This is a genomic window from Virgibacillus subterraneus, from assembly GCF_900110695.1.
Taxonomy (GTDB): domain Bacteria; phylum Bacillota; class Bacilli; order Bacillales; family Amphibacillaceae; genus Lentibacillus; species Lentibacillus subterraneus.
The window spans coordinates 101,290-126,597 of record NZ_FOEH01000005.1; the positions used below are offsets into that span (position 1 = coordinate 101,290).

Annotated in this window: 24 protein-coding genes and 2 riboswitches; of the genes, 11 read left to right on the plus strand and 13 right to left on the minus strand. The window is 38.8% G+C overall.

Features of this window, described 5'->3' with window-relative positions:
* Nucleotides 1-455: 455 nt before the first annotated feature.
* A complete protein-coding gene (locus BMY13_RS14420) occupies nt 456-1,280 on the plus strand; it encodes an STAS domain-containing protein (RefSeq protein ID WP_092505412.1) in 825 nt (274 codons plus the stop codon).
* Nucleotides 1,281-1,397: 117 nt separating this feature from the next.
* On the opposite strand, the gene BMY13_RS14425 is transcribed toward BMY13_RS14420, so the two are convergent.
* Nucleotides 1,398-1,778: a carboxymuconolactone decarboxylase family protein gene (locus tag BMY13_RS14425; protein WP_092505414.1), complete on the minus strand. Its 381-nt coding sequence runs from the start codon at nt 1,776-1,778 to the stop codon at nt 1,398-1,400.
* A 385-nt stretch (nt 1,779-2,163) separates the two neighbouring features.
* Here BMY13_RS14425 and BMY13_RS14430 point away from each other — a divergent pair, with 385 nt between their 5' ends.
* Nucleotides 2,164-3,705 carry a BCCT family transporter gene (locus tag BMY13_RS14430; protein ID WP_092494052.1) on the plus strand — a complete coding sequence of 514 codons (1,542 nt, stop codon included), beginning with the start codon at nt 2,164-2,166 and terminating at the stop codon, nt 3,703-3,705.
* Nucleotides 3,706-3,822: 117 nt separating this feature from the next.
* Nucleotides 3,823-4,641: a squalene/phytoene synthase family protein gene (locus tag BMY13_RS14435; RefSeq protein WP_092494053.1), complete on the plus strand. Its 819-nt coding sequence runs from the start codon at nt 3,823-3,825 to the stop codon at nt 4,639-4,641.
* Nucleotides 4,642-5,078: 437 nt separating this feature from the next.
* Here the strand turns inward: BMY13_RS14435 and BMY13_RS14440 are convergent, their stop codons facing one another.
* Together BMY13_RS14440 and BMY13_RS14445 are read right to left on the minus strand one after the other, a co-directional pair.
* The gene (locus tag BMY13_RS14440; RefSeq protein WP_092494054.1) at nt 5,079-5,264 is read right to left on the minus strand and encodes a hypothetical protein; all 186 of its coding nucleotides are present in this window, start codon (nt 5,262-5,264) and stop codon (nt 5,079-5,081) included.
* An 84-nt stretch (nt 5,265-5,348) separates the two neighbouring features.
* The gene (locus tag BMY13_RS14445; protein ID WP_092494055.1) at nt 5,349-5,807 is read right to left on the minus strand and encodes a hypothetical protein; all 459 of its coding nucleotides are present in this window, start codon (nt 5,805-5,807) and stop codon (nt 5,349-5,351) included.
* Between the two features lie 286 nt (nt 5,808-6,093).
* Here BMY13_RS14445 and BMY13_RS14450 point away from each other — a divergent pair, with 286 nt between their 5' ends.
* Nucleotides 6,094-7,578, plus strand: a complete 1,485-nt coding sequence (locus BMY13_RS14450) for an MDR family MFS transporter (protein WP_092505416.1) — start codon at nt 6,094-6,096, stop codon at nt 7,576-7,578.
* A 463-nt stretch (nt 7,579-8,041) separates the two neighbouring features.
* Nucleotides 8,042-8,782 (plus strand): MerR family transcriptional regulator, encoded by a 741-nt coding sequence (locus tag BMY13_RS14455; RefSeq protein ID WP_092505418.1) that lies wholly within the window; start codon nt 8,042-8,044, stop codon nt 8,780-8,782.
* Nucleotides 8,783-8,895: 113 nt separating this feature from the next.
* On the opposite strand, the gene thiE is transcribed toward BMY13_RS14455, so the two are convergent.
* From thiE to BMY13_RS14485, 6 genes are all read right to left on the minus strand, one after another.
* Entirely contained in the window at nt 8,896-9,501 is a 606-nt protein-coding gene (gene thiE / locus BMY13_RS14460) for a thiamine phosphate synthase (RefSeq protein WP_092505420.1), read from the minus strand.
* Nucleotides 9,501-10,274: a hydroxyethylthiazole kinase gene (gene thiM, locus BMY13_RS14465; protein WP_092505422.1), complete on the minus strand. Its 774-nt coding sequence runs from the start codon at nt 10,272-10,274 to the stop codon at nt 9,501-9,503. The genes thiE and thiM overlap by 1 nt, the downstream gene beginning before the upstream one ends.
* The gene (gene thiD / locus BMY13_RS14470; RefSeq protein ID WP_092505424.1) at nt 10,275-11,078 is read right to left on the minus strand and encodes a bifunctional hydroxymethylpyrimidine kinase/phosphomethylpyrimidine kinase; all 804 of its coding nucleotides are present in this window, start codon (nt 11,076-11,078) and stop codon (nt 10,275-10,277) included. It abuts the gene before it with no gap.
* A complete protein-coding gene (gene tenA, locus BMY13_RS14475; RefSeq protein WP_092505427.1) occupies nt 11,075-11,764 on the minus strand; it encodes a thiaminase II in 690 nt (229 codons plus the stop codon). The genes thiD and tenA overlap by 4 nt, the downstream gene beginning before the upstream one ends.
* Before the next feature lie 64 nt (nt 11,765-11,828).
* Nucleotides 11,829-11,932: riboswitch (TPP riboswitch) on the minus strand.
* A gap of 1 nt (nt 11,933) precedes the next feature.
* Nucleotides 11,934-12,425 carry an energy coupling factor transporter S component ThiW gene (thiW, locus tag BMY13_RS14480; RefSeq protein ID WP_092505429.1) on the minus strand — a complete coding sequence of 164 codons (492 nt, stop codon included), beginning with the start codon at nt 12,423-12,425 and terminating at the stop codon, nt 11,934-11,936.
* An 87-nt stretch (nt 12,426-12,512) separates the two neighbouring features.
* Nucleotides 12,513-12,628, minus strand: a riboswitch (TPP riboswitch).
* A 90-nt stretch (nt 12,629-12,718) separates the two neighbouring features.
* Nucleotides 12,719-13,072: a DUF1801 domain-containing protein gene (locus BMY13_RS14485; RefSeq protein ID WP_092505431.1), complete on the minus strand. Its 354-nt coding sequence runs from the start codon at nt 13,070-13,072 to the stop codon at nt 12,719-12,721.
* A 317-nt stretch (nt 13,073-13,389) separates the two neighbouring features.
* On the opposite strand from BMY13_RS14485, the gene BMY13_RS14490 reads away from it, so the two are divergent.
* The 5 genes from BMY13_RS14490 to BMY13_RS14510 all read left to right on the plus strand — a co-directional run bounded on the left by BMY13_RS14490 (nt 13,390) and on the right by BMY13_RS14510 (nt 17,730).
* On the plus strand, nt 13,390-14,316 hold the full coding sequence (locus BMY13_RS14490) for an aminoglycoside phosphotransferase family protein (RefSeq protein WP_092505433.1): 927 nt from the start codon (nt 13,390-13,392) through the stop codon (nt 14,314-14,316).
* Nucleotides 14,317-14,531: 215 nt separating this feature from the next.
* A complete protein-coding gene (locus BMY13_RS14495; protein WP_245736124.1) occupies nt 14,532-14,816 on the plus strand; it encodes an N-acetylmuramoyl-L-alanine amidase in 285 nt (94 codons plus the stop codon).
* A 95-nt stretch (nt 14,817-14,911) separates the two neighbouring features.
* Nucleotides 14,912-15,430 (plus strand): SPOR domain-containing protein, encoded by a 519-nt coding sequence (locus BMY13_RS14500; RefSeq protein ID WP_245736116.1) that lies wholly within the window; start codon nt 14,912-14,914, stop codon nt 15,428-15,430.
* Nucleotides 15,431-15,726: 296 nt separating this feature from the next.
* Nucleotides 15,727-17,010, plus strand: coding sequence for a S8 family peptidase (locus tag BMY13_RS14505; protein WP_092505437.1), 1,284 nt, complete (start codon nt 15,727-15,729; stop codon nt 17,008-17,010).
* A 294-nt stretch (nt 17,011-17,304) separates the two neighbouring features.
* Nucleotides 17,305-17,730, plus strand: a complete 426-nt coding sequence (locus BMY13_RS14510) for a DUF4064 domain-containing protein (protein ID WP_092505439.1) — start codon at nt 17,305-17,307, stop codon at nt 17,728-17,730.
* Nucleotides 17,731-17,793: 63 nt separating this feature from the next.
* On the opposite strand, the gene BMY13_RS14515 is transcribed toward BMY13_RS14510, so the two are convergent.
* From BMY13_RS14515 to BMY13_RS14525, 3 genes are all read right to left on the minus strand, one after another.
* Nucleotides 17,794-18,747 carry a hypothetical protein gene (locus tag BMY13_RS14515; RefSeq protein WP_092505442.1) on the minus strand — a complete coding sequence of 318 codons (954 nt, stop codon included), beginning with the start codon at nt 18,745-18,747 and terminating at the stop codon, nt 17,794-17,796.
* A 548-nt stretch (nt 18,748-19,295) separates the two neighbouring features.
* Nucleotides 19,296-20,336 (minus strand): hypothetical protein, encoded by a 1,041-nt coding sequence (locus tag BMY13_RS14520; protein ID WP_092505444.1) that lies wholly within the window; start codon nt 20,334-20,336, stop codon nt 19,296-19,298.
* Complete coding sequence (locus BMY13_RS14525) at nt 20,317-20,844, minus strand: RNA polymerase sigma factor (protein WP_092505446.1); 528 nt, start codon at nt 20,842-20,844, stop codon at nt 20,317-20,319. Before BMY13_RS14525 ends, BMY13_RS14520 begins: the two co-directional genes overlap by 20 nt.
* Nucleotides 20,845-21,119: 275 nt before the next feature.
* On the opposite strand from BMY13_RS14525, the gene BMY13_RS14530 reads away from it, so the two are divergent.
* Nucleotides 21,120-24,830 carry a 5'-nucleotidase C-terminal domain-containing protein gene (locus tag BMY13_RS14530; RefSeq protein ID WP_092505448.1) on the plus strand — a complete coding sequence of 1,237 codons (3,711 nt, stop codon included), beginning with the start codon at nt 21,120-21,122 and terminating at the stop codon, nt 24,828-24,830.
* Here the strand turns inward: BMY13_RS14530 and BMY13_RS14535 are convergent.
* Nucleotides 24,827-25,183: a sigma factor gene (locus BMY13_RS14535; RefSeq protein WP_092505450.1), complete on the minus strand. Its 357-nt coding sequence runs from the start codon at nt 25,181-25,183 to the stop codon at nt 24,827-24,829. The two genes, BMY13_RS14530 and BMY13_RS14535, sit on opposite strands and share 4 nt — an antisense overlap.
* Between the last annotated feature and the right edge of the window lie 125 nt (nt 25,184-25,308).

Consider the following 25,308-nt stretch of genomic DNA (forward strand, 5'->3'; position numbering starts at 1 on the left):
ATTTGTATTGTATTCGACGTCATCGATTTAACTGATCGCATGAATGTTCCACGTATAACTTTCTCATCAGACAATATGACAGTAACTGAACCGAAGTCTGTTGAGATAAAATACACAGAATAGGGGATAGGCCGCTAGGATTGAATCAGCAATTATTATACATGCAAATTCCTGATGATTTTGATTTGCACTATGGTCCGGGTGTTTTTGTTAAGTTTGTTGGTGAAGGAGAAGATTAACAGCTCTCAGTTTATATAATAGTCCTGTATTACCTAAATCGAATTTTTCATTAAAGAGATATCGAATTTGGTATATTATAGGGTTTAGAAGGGTTGCAAGATAAACTTTCATAGTTAGATAGTACTTCCTGCTATTTTCCAGTATAATAGGGTAAAGATAACTATTGGGACATAGAATATTTGTAAAATGAAAAATTCACTAAGGTGGTTTTTGTTATGGCAGAGAATAGTATCCAGCAAGAAGTAAGGTTCATCGGAATGAAAATAGATGAGTTAAAGTATGATATTGCTAAAAAGATGGCTAGGGATGGAAATGTAGATGAACAAGCGATGAATGTACGGTTGGAATTTCTGCAAATGGTTGTTGATGCATTTAAGTCGCAGGAAGATGTAATGGATCAAGTTACAACCTATGGGAGAAAAACAGGAGAGCTGGCGATTAAATATGGTGCCAAGATGGAGGAGTCATTAAAGGCTACTTCTCATATGAGGGCAACCATATGGAATTCCATTAAAGGTATCCTATTAGATAAGGACTTCTCTCTAGAAACGGCATTTGAAGTAGCGGATATCGTCAATCCGTTACTCGATCAGGCTGTTTATGCGTTTAGCACAGCCTATATTGAGTCATATAGGGAACGCATTGAAAAAGCACATGAAGACTTTATGAAACTTTCTGCACCAGTTGTGCCACTGATTGATAGTGTGGCGGTACTTCCGATCATAGGCGGAGTTAGCACGGAGCGAGCGGAACAATTGATGAATAAAGCATTAAGTGAATCAAATAAAATGGATCTTTCACATTTATTTATCGATCTTTCGGGAGTTCCCCTTGTTGATACAACGGTTGCTTATAATATTTACAAAATTTTTCAGTCACTCGAAATGGTTGGCGTTGAAACAGTTATAGCTGGAATTCGCCCCGAGGTAGCACACACAATGGTTAGCTTAGGTATTGATTTTCGGAAGATTGAAACGTACAGTTCTTTACAGCAAGCCTTATCAAGGCATAAAGTTTTCTCAGCAGTTAAGAAAGCATAAACACTTTCTTTTGAAAGTTTAACTAAGGCATATCTATATTAATGTTATGTATAAGGATTCTTAGAAAGCAAAATACGCTTACATAAGAATCCTTTTAACGATGTCGGTTATCTAACCTTAATGGTTCGTTTTTTCTGAATAATAATCATAGGTATCCATAGCTAAGGTTACACCTTGAGAAAAAGCGGCTCCCCCGCCTAATGCAGCGCTAATTGCTATGGTCTCCATTATTTCATCTTCGGAACATCCGTGTTGAACTGCACCTTTTGTATGATACATAATACAGTATTCATCCTGTGCATAGATACTAATTCCGAGTGCCATCAATTGTTTTTCTTTTTTTTCAATTGCCCCTTCTTCAAAACATGATTCTGTGAAATCAAAGTATCCTTGTGTCATTTTTGGTAATTTTTTTTGAAGGCGGCTACTTCCTTGTTTGTAATCCAAAATAGATTGATCAAAATAATTAGCAAAGTCATCTTCTGAATGTATATCCATGATATTTCACTCCATTACTGTATTTAGGTCCATTAAGTATTTTTTATTAAGACTGGGGAAACATACATGGTATTAGTTGGTACTAATCATTCATTATTTGTTCAATAAATAGTTGACGAATTATCCAGGCAAAACTATAATACAAAACTATGTAAGATAAAATTTTGAGCAAGCTGATGGTTGTAAGGTAGTATAAATGATTTTGCAACAGGTGATCACTTTCCATCCATCGGTCTGTAATGACTAGGTTATGTTTTTGCAGTTAAAAAAGTATCAATACTTTCTTACTGCATAACTGCAGGCTTTCGACACTAAGGCTTGGCGATAAACCAAGATTTCTAATGATGTTATAGACACTTGCTCCTAAAAAATTAGGAGGAGAAGCGTGCAAGAAAACAAGAAAGTTAAAACAGATTGGACAGTATTTGCAGTAAGTGGCGGATTCTTAATTTTATTTATTATTTTATCCTTCATTGATAGTGAGATGGTTGGAAACTGGATAAATAAATTATTTGGTTACTCCGCAGACTTTTTTGGTGCTTATTGGCAGCTATTATTATTTGGTAATTTTATAATTGGGATATTTTTAGCTTTCTCAAGATATGGAAAGGTTCGATTGGGTAATCTTGATAAGCCGAAATATAGTTATTACCGCTGGGTTGCCATGATTTTAGTTACATTGCTGGCAAGTGGTGGTATTTTCTGGGCTGCAGCCGAACCAATGTATCATTATATGGCAGAACCTCCATTATTTGGAGGTGGTGAATTTTCTAATATTCCGGGCGCTTTTGCACAAGCATTTTTCCATTGGGGATTTGCTGCCTGGGCAATTCTTGGGACACTGGCTACTATTGTAATGATGTATGTTCATTACACTAGAGGTTTTCCAATGCGTCCAAGGTCACTGCTGTTTCCCATTTTTGGAGAAAAAATATTCCACAAAAGTATTCTTGGGTCAACAGCTGATATTGTTTCAATTATAGCGACCGCAGCAGGAACATTAGGCCCGCTTGGGTTCCTTGGTTTACAAATTTCATATGGGCTTAATCATTTGTTTGATGTTCCAAATACAGTAACAACGAGTATTATGGTTGTAGTTGTTCTGGTTATAATTGCAGCAATTTCTGCGGCTACCGGGGTAGATAGAGGAATTCTTTTACTAAGCCGCTTAAATGTTGGAATGACAATTGTGCTAGGAACTATTGTACTTGTTATTGGACCAACATTGTTTATAATTGATGCGTTCGTTGGCGGAATGGGCTTTCAATTGCAAAACTTCTTTACGATGAGTTTCTATCGCGGTGACGATGCATGGCTTGGGTTATGGACTATATTTTTCTGGGGCTGGTTTATCGGCTATGGTCCAATGCTTATTATATTTATTAGTCGCATTTCTCGTGGAAGGACAATACGGGACTTAATTATTGCAGTGTCCATTGTTGCCCCGCTTGTTACGAATTTCTGGTTCTCGGTTGTTGGTGGAACAGGAGTATTTTTCGAAATAGAGAATCCCGGATCGGTCTCCGGCGCTTTAAATGAAGCGGGTATGCCTGCTGCAGTAATGGCGATAATGGACCAACTGCCGATGGGGACCGTCATGGCAGTCATGTTTTTAATAATATCGGTCATATTTGTTGCAACTACAACAGATACGATGTCATATACAATAGCTGTAACCTTAACAGGAAATGACCATCCTCAACGTTGGCTGCGGGTTTTCTGGGCTTTAATTTTTGGTGGTACGACAATGATGATTTTGACAATAGGAGAAGGAAGTATAACGGCTATTCAAAATTCAATTGTTATAACTGCCGTGCCAGTGTCGATTTTATTACTACCGCCACTGTGGACAGCTCCGAGAATAGCCAGGAAAATGGCGCTTAAACAGGGGCTTATTTGGGAAAGACCCAGAAGGAAGTCAAACTAAATAAATAATTGGAAATGGAGTACTTAATCGGTACTCCATTTTTTGGTTATAAAAGTAAATTTATATAAATAACATCTGTTTTTTGTTATACTTGGATTATCAAGGGAGGCGTCACGGGTGAGTGAATCGAGGAAGTTACAAAAAGAAGCAATGCACATGCTAAAGCTAACGAGTAGAACTTTTTACATACCAATTAGTTTGCTCAAACCGAACCTGAAGAAAACTGTTGCTTCCGCATATTTATGTATGCGTGCGATTGACGAAATAGAGGATCATGAAGAATTGGATTCGGAAACAAAGCAACGGTTACTTCGGTCTACCAGTGAACTTTTGAAGAGTGATTTTGATCAAAAAGCATACCGTGAGTTGTTAAAAGCCTATGAATCGCTTCTGCCTGAAGTGACGTTGCGTTTAGGTGATTGGATATCTATTTGTCCACCTGATATTGTGGAAGAAGTAAAAAAATCTACAGGTATTATGGCAGATGGAATGGCAAAATGGGCAGAAAAGGATTGGCATATAAAGACTAAAGAGGATCTGGATGATTATACGTATTACGTGGCTGGATTAGTTGGTGTCATGCTTTCTGATATATGGAGATGGTATGATGGTACCGAAACAGATTATGAATTGGCTATAGGGTATGGTCGTGGCTTGCAAGCAGTGAATATTTTGCGAAACCAGGGTGAGGACAGTGAACGTGGTGTTAATTTTGTTCCGGATGGCTGGAATAGAGATGACATGTTTCAATATACCGAAAACAATCTCGCCAAGGCTGATGAATATATGAAAGATATTCATACACGGAATATCCAGCTGTTTTGTCAAATCCCATTAGCATTAGCCAAAAGAACTGTTAAAGCTTTAAAAGAAGGACGGGAGAAAATATCCCGAAATGAAGTGGAAACTATTGTAGAAGATATTAGAAATGATTAAATGGAGGTCACTATTCTAAGGAATGGTGACTTTTTTCTTGGTTTACCAGTGATCTATCTGAAAAGCAGATGAAAGTAAGGGACCGTTTGAATAACGGGTTCTATTTGGGAGAGAAAAATGCTAATAACATTAGAAGGTAAGCATACATTTCCCCCTAATGTTGAAGAACCCAATTTTTAACGGAATGAGGATCCGGTTTACTGTTTTGGCGGATCCTCATTCCGTTATTTCCTTGAGAAACCTTGTTTTAGGCTTGGGTTCGGATCCTCATTCCGCTATTTTTCATTTCTGCCTCAAATTTGGCTGAATTTCTGCTTTTAACGGAACGAGGATCCGTCTCACCCTTCCGAGAGCATCTTTTCTGCCATTTAGCGGAATGAGGATCCACTTCGACTGTTTGGCGGATCCTCATCGTTACTGTTCAAACGGCCTCTTTTTTACTTATCGAGCAAGGTCTTGACTCCCAGATATAGGATGGCAAGAGAAAAAACAATTACCGCAATTCCTCCTATTATTTGAAAGAAAGTGGCTATACCTGCAGTAATTACTGAAGATGTCGGTACGTTCGCAAGTGCAAAGCCAGCTAAAATACATGCCAAATATAGCAATACTGTTTGATGCATTAAAAATCCTCCCTTCGCTTACTGTATTTGAGCAAGGAAAGGCTCATTCGGTAATAAATGACAAAAAACGAGGTGCGACAGGTACTAATAACACTGGAATGATTGAATTCTATCTAAGTCTACGCCGTAGTAAACCCATCTGTTTCTATACCATCTGAATCCAGCGATTGAGTTTCTTCCTACAAAGACTGGGAAAAACCAAAAGGCATCTCGTCTTAGCCAGATATACGTGAACTGGAAAAGACAACGTCGAATTGCTCCTGGATCGATTGCATAAACGCCGAACTGCTGGGATTGCAAGGTTTGCGGTTGTGAAGGTGTGAATGATGGTGGTGGGCTACTAGGTGGACCGGCAGATGGTTGCCCACCCTGAAACCCGGGCGGCCCACCGCCAGTCTGTCCCGGAGGTCCGCCGAATGGTGGTCCTCCACCTGGGGGGCCAAATTGTTGTCCGCCACCAGGAAACCCGGAAAATAAACCGTCCAGCATACCTTGAAAATTAAATTGCCTTTCATCTTCATATGGTGGTTGATTATGATTCATGATTTAATGTCCTCCTCTAAAAAGTCCTTCCTTTTACTATATGGGGATACGTCCAATTTTGTATGGGCAGCTGACAATGTTTAATAGTATTAAATAGTTGTGGATATTCAGTAAAATGTGCCCTTGTTAATAAGGTATAGTAGTGGTAAAATTATCCTGTTATTTTCGAATAAGTAGGTTGGAGAGTGGTTTTCTTCCTCTTTTCAATTTGGTAAATATCTCTGTACTTCTTACGCAAGCTAATAACCAATGCTTGTGTTTTATTTTTTCAAAGGAGATTTTTTGTATGGATAAGGATAATCAATCAACCAAATATGAGTATTTAGCTGAAGATCCCAATGTGAAAGTCATGCCTATTATGCTTTCTTTAATCATTGGGGCATTCTTTGCGATTTTAAATGAGACATTACTTAATATTGCTCTGTCAACATTAATGGATGAGTTCGGTATTTCTGTAACTACTGTCCAATGGATGGCAACAGGGTTTTTGTTAGTAATGGGAGTTGTCACACCAGCATCGGCAGTATTATTGCAATGGTTTTCGACAAGGCAGTTATTTTTGGGAACGATGGTGATATTTTCGATTGGAACGGCGATTTGTGCTGCCGCTCCTACGTTTCCTGTTCTATTGGCGGGCAGGTTAATTCAAGCGATTGGAACTGGGCTGCTTATACCCATCATTTTTAATGTCTTTTTATTAATATTCCCGCCAGCACGTCGTGGGAAAGTAATGGGTTTTGTCGGCCTTGTCATAATGTTCGCTCCTGCAATTGGACCAACACTGTCAGGAGTAATTGTTGATCATTTGGGGTGGCGTTTTTTATTTATCACAGTAATTCCATTTGCATTATTTTCTATAGCGTTTGCCTATAAATATTTGATTAATGTATCAGAAGTTACCAAGCCAAAAATAGATGTTTTATCCCTAATTTTTTCTACTGTTGGATTTGGTGGTATCGTGTTCGGTTTCAGTTCAGCAGGTGAAGGTGAGTCAGGATTTCTAAACCCTGTTGTGTTTGTTCCAATTGTCTCGGGAGTCGTGGCGCTGATATTCTTTTCAATAAGACAATTTAAACTAGAAGATCCGTTACTGAATCTACGGGTGTTTAGGTTCCCTATGTATTCACATGCAATTATCCTATTTCTAATTATAATTATGGCGATGTTTTCTTCTGAGATTATCCTGCCAATGTATATGCAAGGACCGTTGGGAGTCACTCCAGCCACGGCTGGTTTAATCCTGCTGCCTGGAGCAATTCTGAATGGATTGATGTCACCTGTTATGGGGCATTTATTTGATAAGTTTGGCCCCAGATTATTGCTAATACCCGCTTCAGCAGTGTTATGCGGAACGATGTTTATGATGAGCAGGCTGGATATGAATACACCGATATGGATGATTATTGTTGGGTATATCTTACTAATGCTTTCTGTCTCGGCTATGATGATGCCGGCTGAAACAAATGGCTTAAATCAGCTCCCTAAACATTTGTATCCGCATGGTACTGCGGTAATGACGACATTACAGCCTGTTGCAGGCGCGGTCGGAGTATCTGTATTCATCAGTATTATGAGTGCAAGACAAAACAGTTATCTAACACATGCTGCTGATCCAGGAAATCCTGTTACAATAAGTGAGTCTATGGTTGCGGGTGTTGAACTTGTATACTTTATAGCATTTGTGTTAGCTATCGTCGCCTTTATTATGGCGTTGTTTGTATATCGCGCGCAGCCGACGGAATTGGAAGATCTACCATCAAAAAGTAAATAATCAAAATCCGCTGTTCATTCGAATGGCGGCTTTGTATGTTTTTAAAAGGTTCTTTTAGTATAGTTTGGCAGCTATTGATATAAACTGTGACACCTACCAAGGATCACCAATTCGTAGTATTTAGTGTGTCTCTTCGACCTCGCAGATGGAATATACTAGCTTTCCGTAGGCTCACCACGAGCTCGCATATTCCAACTGTTGATTTAAATGGCTATAAATCCTTTTAGGACAAAGTGAGGAAAAATTAGCGAAGTGTATTTCCGCAGCGGTGTCATAGCACTCAAGTATTCTTCTACATTATGCGCAGTCCTATATCAACTACTTGTTAAGATTCATTGCTTGGAAAAAGCACAATTTTAGAAAGACATTAAACAACCATAAAAAACTAAAAGCTTTTAAAAATTAATGTTGACTCTAACGTTGCGTGATACTTTATAGTGATGATTGAAGGGAGGTTACACTGATGAAAGTTAAGGAAGTTGCTGATTTGGTTGGAATTAGTGTGCGCACACTACACTATTATGATGCTATAGGATTATTATCCCCAGAGGAAACAACCCAATCTGGCTATCGTATTTATTCAAACAGTGATCTTGAAGTTCTACAGCAAATTCTATTTTTTAAAGAACTAGGCTTCCCTTTGAAAAAAATAAAAGAAATTATCAACAGTCCGTCGTTTGATCGAGAAGAAGCGCTTGAATTGCACCGTAAAATGCTTCTTGAGAAACGCAGCAGAATCGATAAAATGATTACGACGATTGATAAAACCACGCAACACTCGAAAGGAGAAATTAATATGAGTAATAAAGAAAAGTTTGCAGGCTTCGATTTCAGTCATAACCCATACGAACAAGAGGCACGTGATCGTTGGGGTGAAAAGACTGTCGATGAATCCAATGCGAAAATAGATAGGATGTCAAAAGATGAACAAAAATTAATGGGTGAAGAATTTGATAGAATCTATCAAAAGCTTGCAGCGCTCCGTCATAAATCGCTTGAATCGGATGAAGCACAAGCAGGTATTAAGGTATGGTATGACTATTTGAACAAAATCGGAAACTATTCACTTGATGCATTCAAAGGACTTGGGCAAATGTATGTCGATGATGAACGCTTTACCAAGAACATCGATAAGTATGGTCAAGGTTTGTCAGTCTTCATGTGTGATGCCATGGCGGTATACGCTGACAGAAATAAAAAGTAGGTCGGTTCTATTACTATAATCGAACCTCATCATCAAAAGGTGGCATGAAATATTTATTTATTTTATGCCACCCTTTGTATGTGGGAAACGATAGTATATATGAAGGTAAGGTTTTACAACCTTTGAACAGCTGTTGTTATATCATTTGCTTGGGTCACAGCTGAAATAACCGCTACACCGTCAGCCCCGGCATTTATTACAGAAGCTGCATTTTGGGTGGTTATTCCACCAATTCCTACAATAGGAATGCTTGGAAATTGGTTTCTTAATGTTGTAATCCATTCCACACCGACTGCTGACTTTGCGTCGGGTTTTGTAGATGTATTAAAAATTGGACCAGCACCAAGGTAATTGGCCATTTGAATCGGACTATTAGATACTTCGGTTGGATTCGATACAGAAAGGCCAATGATTTTTTTAGGAAATCGTGCGCGTAGTTTTTCAACTGAAACATCATCCTGTCCAACATGGATTCCATCGGCTCCTAGAGGTTCAGCAAGGTCGATATCATCATTGACGAAAAATGCTATTTTATGATGCGCGCAAATGTTTCTTAATTTATATCCTAACTCTAATTTATCATTTCCTTTTAATGACCCAGCTCCTTTTTCGCGAAATTGGAATGCTGTAATACCAGCTTTTATCGCTAGTTCTAAAATAAAAGCTGGATCACGATCACAATTTTGACTGCCCATTATCAAATATTTTCTTAGATTCATTAATTAAGCTTCTCCAGTTTATCGACTTCAAATGATAATGCATCAATAAAATGAGGGAGAAAAGTCCCGGGTCCACTTACTTCTGAGTAGTCGGCAGCATATTCCGCAACCAGTCCATAAAACTCAACTGCAGTTAACACCTGCTGCTCGATTGGTTCATTTGTGGTTAAACATGCAGTTAGGATGGAACCGAGCAGACAGCCAGCACCAGTTATTTTCTCAAGAATCGGATGCCCGGAATTGTTCGAAAGATATTCATTTTCTGAGCAGATAACATCCGTTTCTCCTGTGACAACGGCAGTAGTTTGATAAGTCTCAGCAGCTTTCAAAGCTATCTCCACAGAATTTCCATCGCCTATTGATTCTACGCCTTTTGTTTCCCAGGGAATTTCTACGAGGTGTGCAATTTCGCCAGCATTTCCCTTGATGACGGTTGGCTGCACTGTATTCAGTATTTCTTTTACAACCGATGTCCGAAATGGTGTTGCCGCGACACCAACAGGATCAAGAACCACTGGTATTCCTTTTTCATTAGCTGTTTTCCCTGCTGTGATCATTGCGGGGAGCTCCTGTGCTGTTATGGTTCCGATGTTTAAAAGTATGCCATCCGCAATGGACGCCATGTCCTTCGCTTCCTCTTCAGCTTTAGCCATGATTGGGGTTCCGCCAAAGGATAGCAAGCCATTTGCTGTAAAGTTCATCACAACTTGATTTGTCAGATGGTGAATCAACGGACTTTGATCTCTTACTTTTTGAATAATATCTTTGTTCATTTACCTCACCCTTTCCATGTGTTGTGCCCAATGATTTGTCGGCCCACTTCCATGACCGAGTGAAAATGAATGACGGATTGCAGCAGTGACGTAATCTTTTGCTTTTTTAACGGCCACTGGTAAAGAATCTCCTTGGCTTAAGTAGGCAGTAATGGCTGCTGAATAAGTACAGCCAGTTCCGTGCGTATTTTTTGTATCAATTCGTTTGGTTGAAAAAGTGTGTATCGAACTTCCGTCATATAAAAAATCGATTGCTTCACCTTGCAAATGGCCACCTTTAACCAAAGATGCACCTGCTCCAAATTCGTGAACTATTTGGTTCGCAGCCTTTTTCATGTCGTCCAGTGTTTCAATTTTTTCACCCGTAATATCTTCTGCTTCAGGGATATTTGGCGTTACTAACGATGTCATTGGTAATAGTTTCTTACGTAAATAATCCCTGGCATCTCTGGCGATTAATGGATCTCCACTTGTTGCGACCATCACCGGGTCCATAACATAAGTGATGTTTAAACCGTTAATCTTTTGAGCAATAGCCTGCATCATGTCAACGTTGGCGATCATTCCAGTCTTAAATGCCTGAAAGGGGATATCGGTCATAACAGAATCCAATTGTTGTTCAATCATTTCAACAGGGAGATGGTGCACATTCTGGACACCTGTTGTATTTTGGGCAACAACGGATGTAATGACAGACATACCGTAAGTCTTCAGTTCCTGGAAGGTTTTTAAGTCTGCTTGTATTCCGGCTCCACCACTGGGGTCAGTGCCAGCGATTGTAAGTGCGCATGGAATGCTTTTCATCGGCCAATCACCAACTCTTTCATTGGCCAATCTTCACAAGTATAGGCCATTTCCCAAAAAGCCAGCTCTAATTGGCAGCTTTTACGGAATGCTTCTTTTATCTTTTTTTGTTCATCCCGTGAAGTATTTTCAGCAAATTCATCCAAGCGGTTTCGCATTTCCATCACTATTTTGCCAAATCGTTCATCAGCATAAAAGCTGATCCATGGATAAAATGGATGATCCTTTTCTGGTTTATATTTGTTCATTAACGCATAGCCTATTTCCAAATATGTCCACGGGCAAGGGAGCAGTGCACCAATGGTTTCAGCTAAACTGCCAATTTGCGCGTGATACATCATATGCTTAATGTAATGATCAGCAGTTGGTGGAAGCGGGTGACCTTGGAGCTCCTCGTAGCCAACCCCTATATAGTCGCAAAAGTTATGATGTGGGTGGCTTTCACTATTTAAAACAAATTGGATTTGTTCCCCAAAGAAGCGGATGTCCTCGCGCTTATTGGATTTGGAGAGAGCAATTCCATAAATTCGCATAAATGCATTCAAATACTCAAAATCTGCTTTAATATAATGCGCAATTGATTCGTTGGGAACATCTTTTTTTCCAATACCATCGACAAATGGGTGATTAAATATTGCTTGAAAAATATCTTGGTTCTCATCTCTTAATTGTTGTGTGAATGACATAACAAAGCCTCCAATGATTTAGGAAGCTACTAGGGGATAAAAGTAGATTACTAGAGGTACAGAATGCGGCCCTCAACCACTTCCCTGCGCAGGCATTATCCAGATCAGGTTCCAAGGGACAAGGAATATTTCCGTTTCTCAGCCAGTACAGCGCCCCTAGTAGTTTTTCCTATATTTTATTTTGAACTAGTCTTTCCTGATTAACACGTGAAATAACAAACCAGCCTATCAATGCTCCAGTAACACTGCTAATAAGAAACGACGGTATAAAGAACAAAGCACCAGCTGAACTACCCATCAATAGCTTTGCAAATGGAACAGCAAAAAGTGCTCCGATGATTCCGGTACCAATTGCCTCTCCCACAGCAGCTATGGCTTTTTTATGAGTCTTCTGAAACAAGTATCCAGCTAGAAATGCTCCAATCATGCCGCCGGGAAACGCCAGTAATGTACCAAGTCCAAGCATGTTACGGAGCAGTCCAATCATAAATGCAATACCGACTGCTGGACCAGGCCCAAGTGTTACTGCGGCCATGACATTGACGGCATGCTGGACAGGATAGGCTTTTGCCACGCCTACTGGAAACCAAAGTAACTGTGCACCCAATGTACCTATTGCCACAAAAACTGCCATTGTCGTAAGTAATCGAGTTCGGTTCAATCAAATCCTCCTTTCCGTGAAAGGGGCGGGTACGAAAAAAGCCAGATCCATTAATGGACCTGGCTTGAAATAGCTGATATAAATAAGTATATCGTCAGTCTACTTCCCTCCGCTGGTATTAACCAGATCAGGTCCGTAAGAGTCAGAAAGCTTATACGTGCTTTCCTCTCAGCCCTCGATTTTGGGCACCCCTAGTAGTAATTATTAAAATATTAAGTTTTCAATTTAAGGATAACAAAAGAAATCACTTTTGTCATGGTTTATTTCAGGTTCATGAAGATAGTAAAGAAAAGTCATGTTTCCATTTCAATGGCTTCCTGAATTAAAGCAGAAAATTTTCTGGGTTGTATATCATCGAGTTGCTTAACTCTGATATGACGCATTTTTTTGCCAGTTCCTTCAAGCAGGTTATCCTTATCCTTAAGTGAGGCACCGAAGTAGAAACCGAGATTAACATGATTCTGTGCAGTCTGAAGATAGCATACAAGACCATTCTCTAGATAACATGGCTTTCCCCATTTCATTTCTTCAGTTATATTGGGAGACGTTTGAAAAATAACCTCCCGCAGTCTTACGGTAATTTCCTTTGTATGCTCATTTAAATTTTCAATGAATTGATCTACTTCTTTAGTTTGGATTGGTTCCATGCTTTTTGACTCTCCTTTTATATTATTGTTCTTCATAACTGTAGTAAGCGGACACAGGGTAAGCTATTTCTGCAAAAAAGTGCTTTTTCTGTAATATGCGATCACCGGATACCTTATATCACACATATCTAAGGAAAAAGTGCTGTTTTTGTCAAATAAGGGCTCTGGTGTCCGCTGTGTAATTTTAGACAGTATAACCTGGTATCATGATGATCCTCGTCCTTTATATATTTTTCACCAAAATGATATCAAATCCCTTTAATTTCAGAGTAATTATATTAAAATTATATCTATATTAAGAATCGAGGTGGATTTTTTTGGAACAAAATAACGAATATTTGTCGAATCGGATTGTTGAATGGGTAAAAGATAATGTCGATTCGAATGCAAAGGTTGAATCGGTTAGTCGGCTGAAAGGAAGTACCTCATCCACGTTACATAGCATCACACTGCTAGTGGATCAGTCAGTAAAGCAATATGTCATCAGGCAGTTTGATAATAAGGAATGGCTTGATGAAGAACCGGATTTGGTTTTGCATGAAGTTGAAAGTTTACGTATGGCTACAAACACAGGTATTACTACTCCAGAAGTTGTTGCCTGCGATGAAACTGGGGAAAAATGTGGAATTCCAGCGATTCTCATGACAAAGCTTAAAGGTGCTGTAGAATTGAAACCTGCCAATATGGATGAGTGGCTAACTGGCTTGGCGAGGGGACTTGTGAAAATTCATGAAGTTGAAGCGAGGGGCTTTCCATATCAGCATTATAGCTACAATGACATATCAACGTTTGAGATGCCAAGCTGGTCAAAGGAGCCGAAAACATGGGGAAGTGCTATTAATATCTTAACAGGACCTCGACCAAAAACGACAGATTGCTTCATACACCGAGACTATCATCCAGCCAATGTTTTATGGGATGAAGGCTTAGTTAGCGGAGTGGTAGATTGGGTAAATGGCTGCAGAGGCCCCCGCGGAGTTGATGTCGGGCATTGCAGAGTGAACCTGGCCATGCTATATGGTGTTGAAACAGCAGATGGTTTTCTGAAGGCATATCAGCAACAGGCAGGTTCTTGTTTTACCTATAATCGGTATTGGGATTTGCTATCTTTGACTGATATGCTTGTTGGACCTCCTGAGGTATATCCTGGGTGGGAAGCATTCGGTGTATCAGGATTAACAAATGAAATGATGAAGGAACGATTGGATAAATACGTTTTGAGTCTATTAAATCAAGATAGTTGAGGCATCCGAACATTTTTCGCCAAAGTTTGTATAAAAGAAACTTTTGTCCATTTCATTCTAGCTATTTTTCATATTATATAAATGTAGTACCAAAATTAATAATCAATGGTTACGAACATGTTGAAGTGGAGATGAGCCGTACTAGTGATACCTTTAAAAGTTTAGCCCAGCGGACAAATGATGCTAATGCTTAGGGTGTCGACTATTATTTATCTATTCACTGTAATGCATTTAATGGTACTGCTCAGGGGTATGAGGACTATATTCACAGTAGCTTATCCGACTCATCCACAACAGCAGGTTACCAGGATATTATCCATGCAGAAGTTATTAAAGTTAATCAACTGCGAGACCGTGGGCAGAAAAAAGCAAACTTCCACGTATTGCGTGAAACGACTATGTCAGCACTCTTAACGGAAAATGGGTTTATCGATAACGCACAGGATGGAGCCTTGATAAAAGAATCATCATGGCGTGAAAAGGTTGCCCAAGACATGTGAATGGATTGGCAAGAGCGTTTAATCCTCAGCCAAAATAAGATGATTCTGGAACAATTTACAAGGTAATTGCTGGTTCGTTTAAATCAAAAGAAAATGTGGAAGGAAGATCGGAATATCTTCAATCAAACGGCATTGAAGCTTTTGTTTACTCCACCACTATTTCCAATGAACTCTGGTATCGTGTTCAGGCGGGTGCTTTTTCAAGTAGAGAAAATGCAGAAAAGCGTTTAGAGGAAGTCAAAAATGCAGGAATTGACGATGCCTATATTATTTCGGAAAGCACCGATTCCAATCAGGATGATACTACTGGATATTCCATATTAGGTCAGACATTTCAATCACCACAACACATGAATATGTATGTTAATGAAATAAATCCTGACGCAATCGAGTTAGGTAATTATTATTTAACCTTTGGAGAGTATTATGGAGTCAGAGGAGACGTTGCTTTTGCCCAAGCTATGCATGAAACAGATTTTCTCCGATTTATTGGGGTCGTACAACCTGATCAGAACAACTTTTGTGGACTAGGGGCAACAGGGCCAGATAATCCTGGTGCAAGTTTTGATACGCCTATGCATCGACCAACACTTTTCCGGGTGAGTATCCACTAGTTGATCCTCGTTTTGATTTAGTAGATAGGGGATCTGCTTCAACATGGGTTGCTTTAAATGGGAAGTGGGCTGTGCCAGGTGACAATTATGGGCAATCTATTTTAGATCTATATGAAAGGATGCTAGATAGTACGATGCAAAGTTTGGAAGAAATCCAGCGAAATGTAGAAGGTTAACTTCACAATTCGCTGGTTATTTGCCTTTTTCACCATTTTCTGTACCTATTCATTATTAGCTCTCTTACTATTTACGTATTATATCGTGTCACGTAAATAGTAAGAGAGGATGAATCTATTATGCTAGGTTTTTCTATAGTTCAAATGGTTCGGCGAATGGGACATAAATTTGATAAAGATTTACGGCGACAACTAATTCAATTTTATCACCCTTTTCGTTCAGTTCCATGTTTCTTACACCGACCCTTAGAATATATTAGAAAAAAGGCAAAAAGGTTGCCTGTAATTATTGAGTTTGAGACAAATACGTTTGAGGCTGGCATTCACGATGTAAAAAGTGCTAAGTGTCCCCATCTTCAACAATTTCCTTCCATATCATGTTGCTCCACCAAGATATCAATTGAAAAAATAGAGTATTTAACCGAAAACTGTAATCACATTAAAAAGTTTTATCATGATAAAAAAGTTACCACGTTGCTAGATAAAGCCACACCGGCTATTAATTCTGATCAGTTGAAGCAGTCTGGCTTAACGGGAAAAGGTGTCAACATTGCTGTTATCGATACGGGAATATACCCACACAATGATTTAGAAGGAAGAATTATTGCCTTTAAGGACTTTGTTAAAAACAATACAGACCCATATGATGATAATGGACATGGTACCCATTGTGCAGGAGATGCGGCTGGTAACGGGTTATTATCTGATGGAACATATCAAGGACCAGCACCAGATTCTAACTTAATTGGCGTAAAAGTATTAAATAAAATGGGGTCTGGTTCACTTTCTACAGTCATAGCAGGAATTGATTGGTGTATTCAAAATAAATCGCAATTTAATATTGATGTACTTTCGTTATCTCTTGGCTCACCTGCAGAACAATCCGCTGAAGAGGATCCTGTTGTAAAAGCAGTTGAAGTGGCGTGGGATAATGGTATGGTTGTTTGTGTAGCCGCTGGAAACTCAGGACCTTCTGCGGAATCAATCGGGAGCCCGGGAATTAGCCCTAAAGTAATTACAGTAGGTGCTGCCAACGATAATAATACAGTTAATCGATCTGATGATGTGGTAGCAGATTTCTCAAGACGAGGACCCACAATTGATGGTTTGATGAAGCCGGATTTATTAACGCCCGGCGTAACTATTATCTCGCTGCGATCACCCAGATCTTTTCTCGATAAAATAAATTCAGAATCACGTGTCGGTACTAACTACTTTTCTTTATCAGGAACCTCAATGGCTACTCCTATATGTGCAGGTATAGTTGCACAATTACTCCAAAGAGAACCGAATCTATCCCCGGATCTAGTTAAGGAGCGGCTTATAAATGCCTGCGATGATTTAGGACAATCTCCCAATGTTCAAGGTCATGGCTATCTGAACGCTGCTAATTTAATAGAATAGTCACTGAAGCATACAAGCCAACTTTCGATTGTTGGCTTATTTTTGGCAGATAAGAAAGTATAAATTCTTTCTTACTGCATAAGTGCAACTAAAGATTTCGCCATTAAGGCTTGGCGATAATCCAAGTTTTCTAAATTTGCTTTAGAGTTTGTCGAATACTAGCAGATAAATGTTATGATAAAAGTTAGAATGTATAATGTTATATGGTAAGGTAGTACATGAAACAGGTAATTAGAATATTTCATTCAAATTACCGCATAGAATAAGTAAAGTTAAAAATGGGGAGGGTTTGTAATGAATCGGACAGGAGAAATTGTATTAACGATTGTAGGAGCATTAATCTATATGCTGTTTGCTGGATTAGGTATATTTGCAGCATGGCTATTTAACAATGAGCAAGTCTTAAATGAGGCTTCGGATGAAATGATGCAACAACCTGGAATGGGAACGGGTGATATGCAGGCTATGCTGGAAGTCCTTCAAGGTGGAGGATTAGTACTAGCGATTGTTTCAATCATTGCGTTGGTATTAGGTATTATTTCAATCATATTGGTAAAAGGCGATAAGAAACCGAAAGCAGCGGGGATTATTTTGATTGTAACGTCTGTACTTGCAGCAATTATCACAGTGGGCGCCGGAATCTTTAGCGGAATATTTTACTTAATCGCTGGAATTATGTGTCTGGCACGTAAAGAACAACAAACAATTACAATGGAATAGAAAGTAGTAAAGAGTAGCCATTAAGGTTACTCTTTTTCAACCCAGAAGATTAATTTTTCAGCCTTACTTGTTCATCCAATTCAACTTGTCATTTCCTTTATCGTGTATAATTATTTTATAAGGTTCTTCCTTAAGCAGTGATAATTCTTCTCTTTTTATATCGATTATTCCATGTACGTACATTTTGATTTGCTTTGCCTTTATATTCGACGTCCATCCTTTTGATAAAGAGGTTTTAATTGTTATCTGTAAGGGAGTGGTGTTGAAAGAATGAGCAAAACCGGTAACTTTATCAAAATTTTTGTTTGTTTCTTCCCGTATTGATCCCAGAATAGGATACCATTTCTCTTCTGTTAACTGTGCTTCGGTTCTTTTATCGACTTTTACCTTATAATCCACTTTTTTCTTTGAATAGATAGTATTATGGATAAGTTTTTCGATAGCTTTTTTGTTTTTGCTAAAGTTTTCCTCTGATTCATCAATTGTTATTTCAATGGTCGGATTGGGCGTAGTCATAATGCTCACCCCGTTGTGATTGTAACCTTTTTCTTGTAATATTTCGCTGGTAATTTCAAATATATCATGCGAGAGTTGTCTCTTTTCTTTGGCTTCTTCACTTATCTCTTCTTCTTTTATTCTCTGTACTTTTACTGTAACTTCCACCTTGCCCAGTTTGTTGGATTTAGCAATATCTTTAATAATCTGTTTCATTTCTTTGCTAGAATCACTTTTGTTCTTTACATGAAGCGTTAGTTGTTTTGGTTTAGAAGAAAAGAGGGAAACCCTTGGAATTGAAACATTACCATCATATCCCTCTTCTCTAAACTTTTCATGAACCTGCATATGGAATTTCTGAATCGTTTCCTTTTGTTTTTCTGTTTCCTTCATACTTTTTTTAATGCTATCTCGCAAGCTTTCAGCAATCACCTTTTCATTATTGGCATTATAATTGACTGTAAAGGTAAAAATGATGAGTATTAATATTACTCCTGCTCCTATAATTCCCTTTCTTTTCATTTGTCGTCCTCCATTTAGTTTTTAACTAATCACTGCTAAAATAGTAAGAGTTTACTATAAATTTACAAATACTTAATTGTTTCCTTCCTTTAATAATGCCATATTAAAAGTGTACCAGAGTCATAATTTTGTCACAATATCTTACTAATGGAGGGTACCAATGAAAAATTCTGCTAATATGCCGAATTCGTAAATACCTTTTCCATACTTTGAATGAACATATAAATAAATGATTCAGGTATATTCTGTAAACAATGATAGGAAGGGCTGTGTGCGGTAAGCACGGATCTGTGAGGAGATGAGGAGCACGCCCACAAAATTTGGGGTGCGCTCCCGCGTACTCGACTGGGAACCGGATAAAGCCGGTGACGTCCTGTTCGTCATAGCACTCATTTTATAATAGATGGATGCAAAGCTACGTTGCAGTTTAACTCAACTACGCATTAGTTCCAGCCATTGAAAATGAATCCCTTTTAAACATCCTAGCCTGTTATTATTCGTCTATATAGTGGGAAGTTTTAATTATGTCCCTGCATCTTGTTTAATGCTTATGACGTCCACTCACCATGAACGATCGCGACTAGTTTTCTGCTGCCATCCACTTCTTCAAATACGAGTGTTAAGCTTTCCCAAGCTAATTCTTCTTTTCCATTTTGGTAAAATTCGACCATTTGTGCATTCGGAAAAACTTCACGAATGTTATTTAACATAGTTCCGCGATTTTTCAGATTGTCTACATTAACTTCATCTGCATTAGAAAAGAAAGATGCGTTAACATATTCATCAAAGTATTCGCCCGGTGTCAGTTCAATTGGTTTTCCGCTACCATCCTGGCTGCCCCATTCATAAACGCTGTTATCTTCAAGTAATTTAGAAATCTCATCCTGTGAAAATGTTACAGCATTTGATTTAATGTATACATAAGGAGAGAACAGTAATCCTTTTTCAGGATGGACCTGATTTGCTAGTGCCTCCATATTCTCATTCGTCAATAGAGTGAGAACCTTATTTGCCTGTTCTTTTAGACTTGGTTTCTTTTCGGTATTTGTTTTAAATTTTTCGGTAAAGAATTGACTAGTAAATTGGTTCAATTGATTTTCATTGATTTTATATTGTTTACCGTCTATGGAAACAATATTTTTACCTGTAAAAGTCATGGTAGTTACTTTTTCATTATTATCATTATAAAGCGTGATGGTTTTTTCAAAAACTGAGCTTTCTTGGGTTGTTTTCTTATAATTCATGGCCCCTATAGTCTCGTGGAAACTTTCGATTATTTTTTGATCCGATGATGAATACAAATTATCTTCAGTTGCACCGTTAATGGCTGAAATCTCACCTTTGACGATATCGTTATACGTATGCATTGCCGCTTGCTGGTTATTAGTATTCATGGATGAGAAAATCAGCAGGAAGAATAAGAAACCAGCAGCAACTGCCCCAAATATAGCTGCAAATTTTTTGATTGGGAATGACTTATTTGAATTCATAATGGCATGGTGGATTTCATTCCGTTTTTGTTTGCTCACATCAGGTTTTGGCATGTCCTTAAGAAGATCTTTTAATTCATTATGATCTTGTTTCTTCATTGTCGTTACACCTCCTTAAAGCTTCATGAAGAGCTATTCTTGCACGATGTTGTGTAGAACGGACTTTGCTTTTGCTCCATTTAAGTACATCGGCTGTTTCTGCTATGGATAGTTCTTTGATTCCTCTGAGAATAATCACATCCTGGTAGTTTGACTTTAAGAGTTTAATGGCCCGGTAAATGGTCTGGTGCTCCTCTTCATGGTCAAGAATAGATTGTGGTGAAATAGTTGTTTCTGGTTCATTTGTTTTCTCTAAAGGAATGTGGCTCATCCACTTTCTGACCTTACGTTTCCTAACCTCATCGACAGCTACATTTCTGGCTATACTGAAGAGCCATGTTTTTGGGTTTGATTTTTCCTGATAACTGTTAAATCCTCTCAATGCTTTTATGAAGACCTCCTGAAGTAAGTCTTCAGCATCAGTTGGACCTATACGATAAATTAAAAAATGATAGATATCATTGCCATATTGCTCAAACCAATCCGAGATTTTCTTATTGTTGTCCAAGACTCCTCACCTCCGCGACTCTATTTATTAGACGAATTATAATTTATTCCATCGCATTTTTTACAAGAAAAATTTTTAAATCGAGTAATTTGCATGCTATTAGACATGTTTTTCGAGTGGGTATTTTTAACTGTTTTTAGCTAATCACTGCTTAAATAGTAAGAATTTACTATAAATTTACAAAAATTTAATTGTATCCTCTTATTTAATATGCCATATTAAAAGTGTGCCACAGTCACAATTGTGTCACAATATCATATTAATGGAGGGTACCAATGAAAAATTCGACTGTGAAGAAGATGCTGAATTTGCTTCTTGTTTTCACGCTAGTGTTCATGAATTATTCTTCGATTCTAGTGAAGGCAGAGAGTAATGAAGTAGTAGCAGAGGACTTATTCATCTCAGAGTATATTGAAGGAAGTTCGTATAACAAGGCAATCGAGATTTATAATGGTACAGGTGATCCAGTAGATTTATCAAATTACGAATTGGAATTGTATAGTAATGGTGCTGCCGAAGCAAGTCAGTCGGTACAGCTATCAGGTACTTTGGAACATAATGATGTATTTGTTGTTGCCCATTCAAGTGCTGATGCAGAAGTTTTGTCCCAGACGGACTTAGAAAGCTCTGCGGTAGCTAATTTTAATGGTGACGATGCATTTGTGTTAAAAAAGAATGATAGTGCAATGGATGTATTAGGTAACATTGGAACTGATAGTGATTATGCAAAAGACATCACATTAGTAAGAGATGCATCTGTTACACAGGCAAGTTCATCATACAATGAAGCAGATTGGTCAGATTATGCGAAAGATACATTTGCATATCTGGGGAGTCACACAATGGACGGTGCCGGTGGGGAAGACCCGCCTACAGATCCAAGTGATCCTGGTGAGGAATATTCTATTGCTGATGCTCGTGAGCTAAGTGATGGAACAGCAGTAACAGTAGAAGGAATAGTAACGGTTAATAATAATGCAATCAGTAATGGCGCACAATTTTCAACATACATACAAGACGAGACAGGCGGCATTAATCTTTTTGCATTCGAACAAGGTGAAATTCCTGATCTTGCTAAAGGGGATCGAGTCCGGGTTTCTGGTGAACTAGATTCATATAATGGCTTAAAAGAAGTTATCCCGACTTCAATTGAAGTAGTAGAGAGCGGACAGGAATTACCGCAAGCACAATCTGTTACATTAGCTGATCTTCAGGATTCTGCTGTTGCCGAGTCCTATGAAGGGGAATTAGTTCAGCTTACAGGATTTATTAATGATATCCCTGATAGTCCTGCAGGTGGCGGATATAATGTTTCGTTGATTGATTCGGACTTCAATGGAACAACGCTCAGGGTGATGGAGAATGCCCTGGATATTTCATTAGTAGAGGATGATAGGTGGTATAACGTTACGGCGATTGTCAGCCAGTATAATTCGTATCAGTTAATTCCAACTGAACAAGCGGACATTCAATTGGCAGATGAACAACCGGAACCACCATCAGCAGCAGGAGTTTATGAATCTACTGTTGAAAGTGTTGTAGATGGCGATACGATTCATTTGCAAACACCAGTCCTTGGTGGGACAAAGGTGCGTTTTCTGAATATGGACACAGCTGAAACATATACAGCTCATAATGATGACCCTGCCAGAGATGAGATAAACGCAAATCAGAAAGCTTTTGGTGAAGAAGCGAAAGCATATATGAATGAACTTATTCAGCCAGGTGATAAGGTTCTTGTGAAAATAGGTGAGGAACCAACTGATGATTATGGCAGATTGCTGGCAGAAGTTATTCGTCAGGAAGATGGTATGAATATCAACCTGGAGATGGTACGAGAAGGGTTAGCATCAACCTATTTTATCGCGCCATTTAATGAAGAAGTATATCCGACATATCAGGATGCGGTGAAAGAAGCGAAAGATGCTGGTCTTGGCATTTGGAATCCGGAAGATCCATTACTGGAATTACCATTTGAATTCCGGGCAAATGATGATCAAAAAGGATTTTTAAGATATGTTGGTAATTCCGATACAAAGGAGTACGTTATGCCTGATAATTGGGCCGATGTTCCAGTGGAAAAAAGAGTATTCTTTGCAAGTGAAGAAGAGGCAGAATCGTATGGCTATACATTTGTCGGTAACGATGATGGCTCAACTGAACATTTATCCGTTCAGTTATTAAGCATGAATGACCTACATGGAAAAATTGATCAGGAATATGAGCTTGACCCAGACGGGGATGGAACATTTAGTACTTACGGTAAAATGGATTATACCGCTGCAGCTATTGGAGCGCGAGAGCAAACAAATCCAAATACGCTGATTGTTCATGCGGGTGATATGATTGGTGGTAGTTCACCAGTATCAGGTTTGCTTCAGGATGAACCAACCGTCGAGATTATGGAAGAAATCGGATTTGATGTTGGTACAGTAGGAAATCATGAATTTGATGAAGGTACAGACGAACTACTACGCATGGTAAATGGAGGAGAACATCCAGAAGGCTTAGGTACCGATGGCTATGACGGAATGAACTTCCCGTTACTATGTGCAAATTGTGTTTACAAAGGTTCTGGGGACACTGTCTTGCCTCCGCACTATGTAGAGGAAGTTGACGGTGAAAAAATTGGATTCGTTGGTGTTATCACACAGGAAGCTGCTGGAATGGTCATGCCTGCCGGGATACAGGATATCGAGTTCACAAATGCAACTGAAGCTGTGAACGATTCTGTCGCAGAACTTAAAGCACAAGGTGTAAAATCAATTGTGCTGCTGTCACACATTCCAGGTGAACAGAATGGTGATACGGTGACAGGTCAGGTTGCAGACTTAGCGAATGCAGTTGATGATGAGGTTGATGTTATTTATTCTGCACATAACCATTTAGTTAATAATGGTGTCGTGGATAACAAACTAATCGTTCAAGCATCCGAATATGGAAAAGCATTTTCAGACGTTGACCTGGAGATTGACCGCACGACAGGTGACATTGTAAAAAAAGAAGCAGAAGTGGTTTTTGTAGATCAAAGCAAGGTAACTCCTGATCCAGCAGTGACTGGGATTCTGGACAAATATGCAAATCAGATCGCACCAATTATGAATGAAGTAATAGGCTACAATGCAACAGACTTAACGGGTGATTATTCCAATGATGGCGATCAGGGTCTAGGGAATCTAATTGCTGATGGAATGAACGCTCAAATGGATAGTGATTTTGCGATGATGAATGGTGGCGGAATTCGAGATGACCTGCTAGCCGGTGAAGTTACCTGGGGGGATCTATATAATATCCAGCCATTCGGCAATACACTGATGATGTTTGAGATAAAGGGAGCAGATCTTTACCCGATTATAGAAGCACAGCTTTCATCAGTTTATGGTCCTGATTACAGTATAAGCGGTTTTCATTATACGTGGGATCCTGAAACAAGTTCGGTTGTTGACGTAACTTTACCTGATGGATCCCCAATCGATATGGATAAAACATATACCCTGACGGTAAATAATTATATGGGTACGTCAACAGGATCTAAATACGCACCAATCAGTGAATTGGGTGAGAATCCGGTGATGGGTCCGGCCGACCTTGATGCTACAGTAGATTTTGTCGAGAGCCTGAACAGCTCTGAAGCAGATCCGTTTGAATATGGCCCTGAAGGACGTATAACGGAAGGAACAGCTGCAGATGATCCACCTGAAGTTGTTTTTGCACCAAAAGATAACAATGGCACAGCAACAGTGTATACGGAGGATTTGGAAGCTCTTGATTCCGGTGTTCGAGTTGTTATTGACATTCAAAATGACAACAAGCCCAGGAAGTTGTTACTGAACAAAAAACAAGTGGATATTTTGAAAGAAAAAGAAGTAACATTAATCGTTACCAATGGTGAAAAGTCTGCTGAGTTTATTATGCAGGAGTTCTCAGGAAAAGTGCTGAAGGTGAGCTTACATGACAGTAACGGAAAGGGATTTAAAAAACACTAGCGATAGCACTTAATATAGGAAGCAGAAACGCATTGATGTGATAGTCGATGCGTTTTTGTTTGTCTAATAAGTTGCTTATTGGTGGAGTGAGTACCCGGTTTCTTTTCGGATAGCGTGAAACGTGCACTCATTAGGGTTATGAGAAACCAGGAAGTCACAGAAACCTCGCCACGATACTTATCCATGTGTCTGTAGCATTTGATGAAAACATCCTGAGAGAAATCTTCTGCCATTCCACGATCTTTTACAAAAGAGTAGGCAAGCAGATATAATTTCTCGGAATGGGCTGCCATCAGTTCATTTAATATTTCTTCTTTATTTAATTGAATTGGGTCATCGCGATAACCACTCATGTTACATCCCCCTTACCAATCACTTTTAAGACATATGTAAATCGTTTTATGTTTCAATAATTTATAAATTATTTCTAGCAGTTAAGAAAGGAACATTTTCTTACTGCATAAATGTAGCTAAAGCA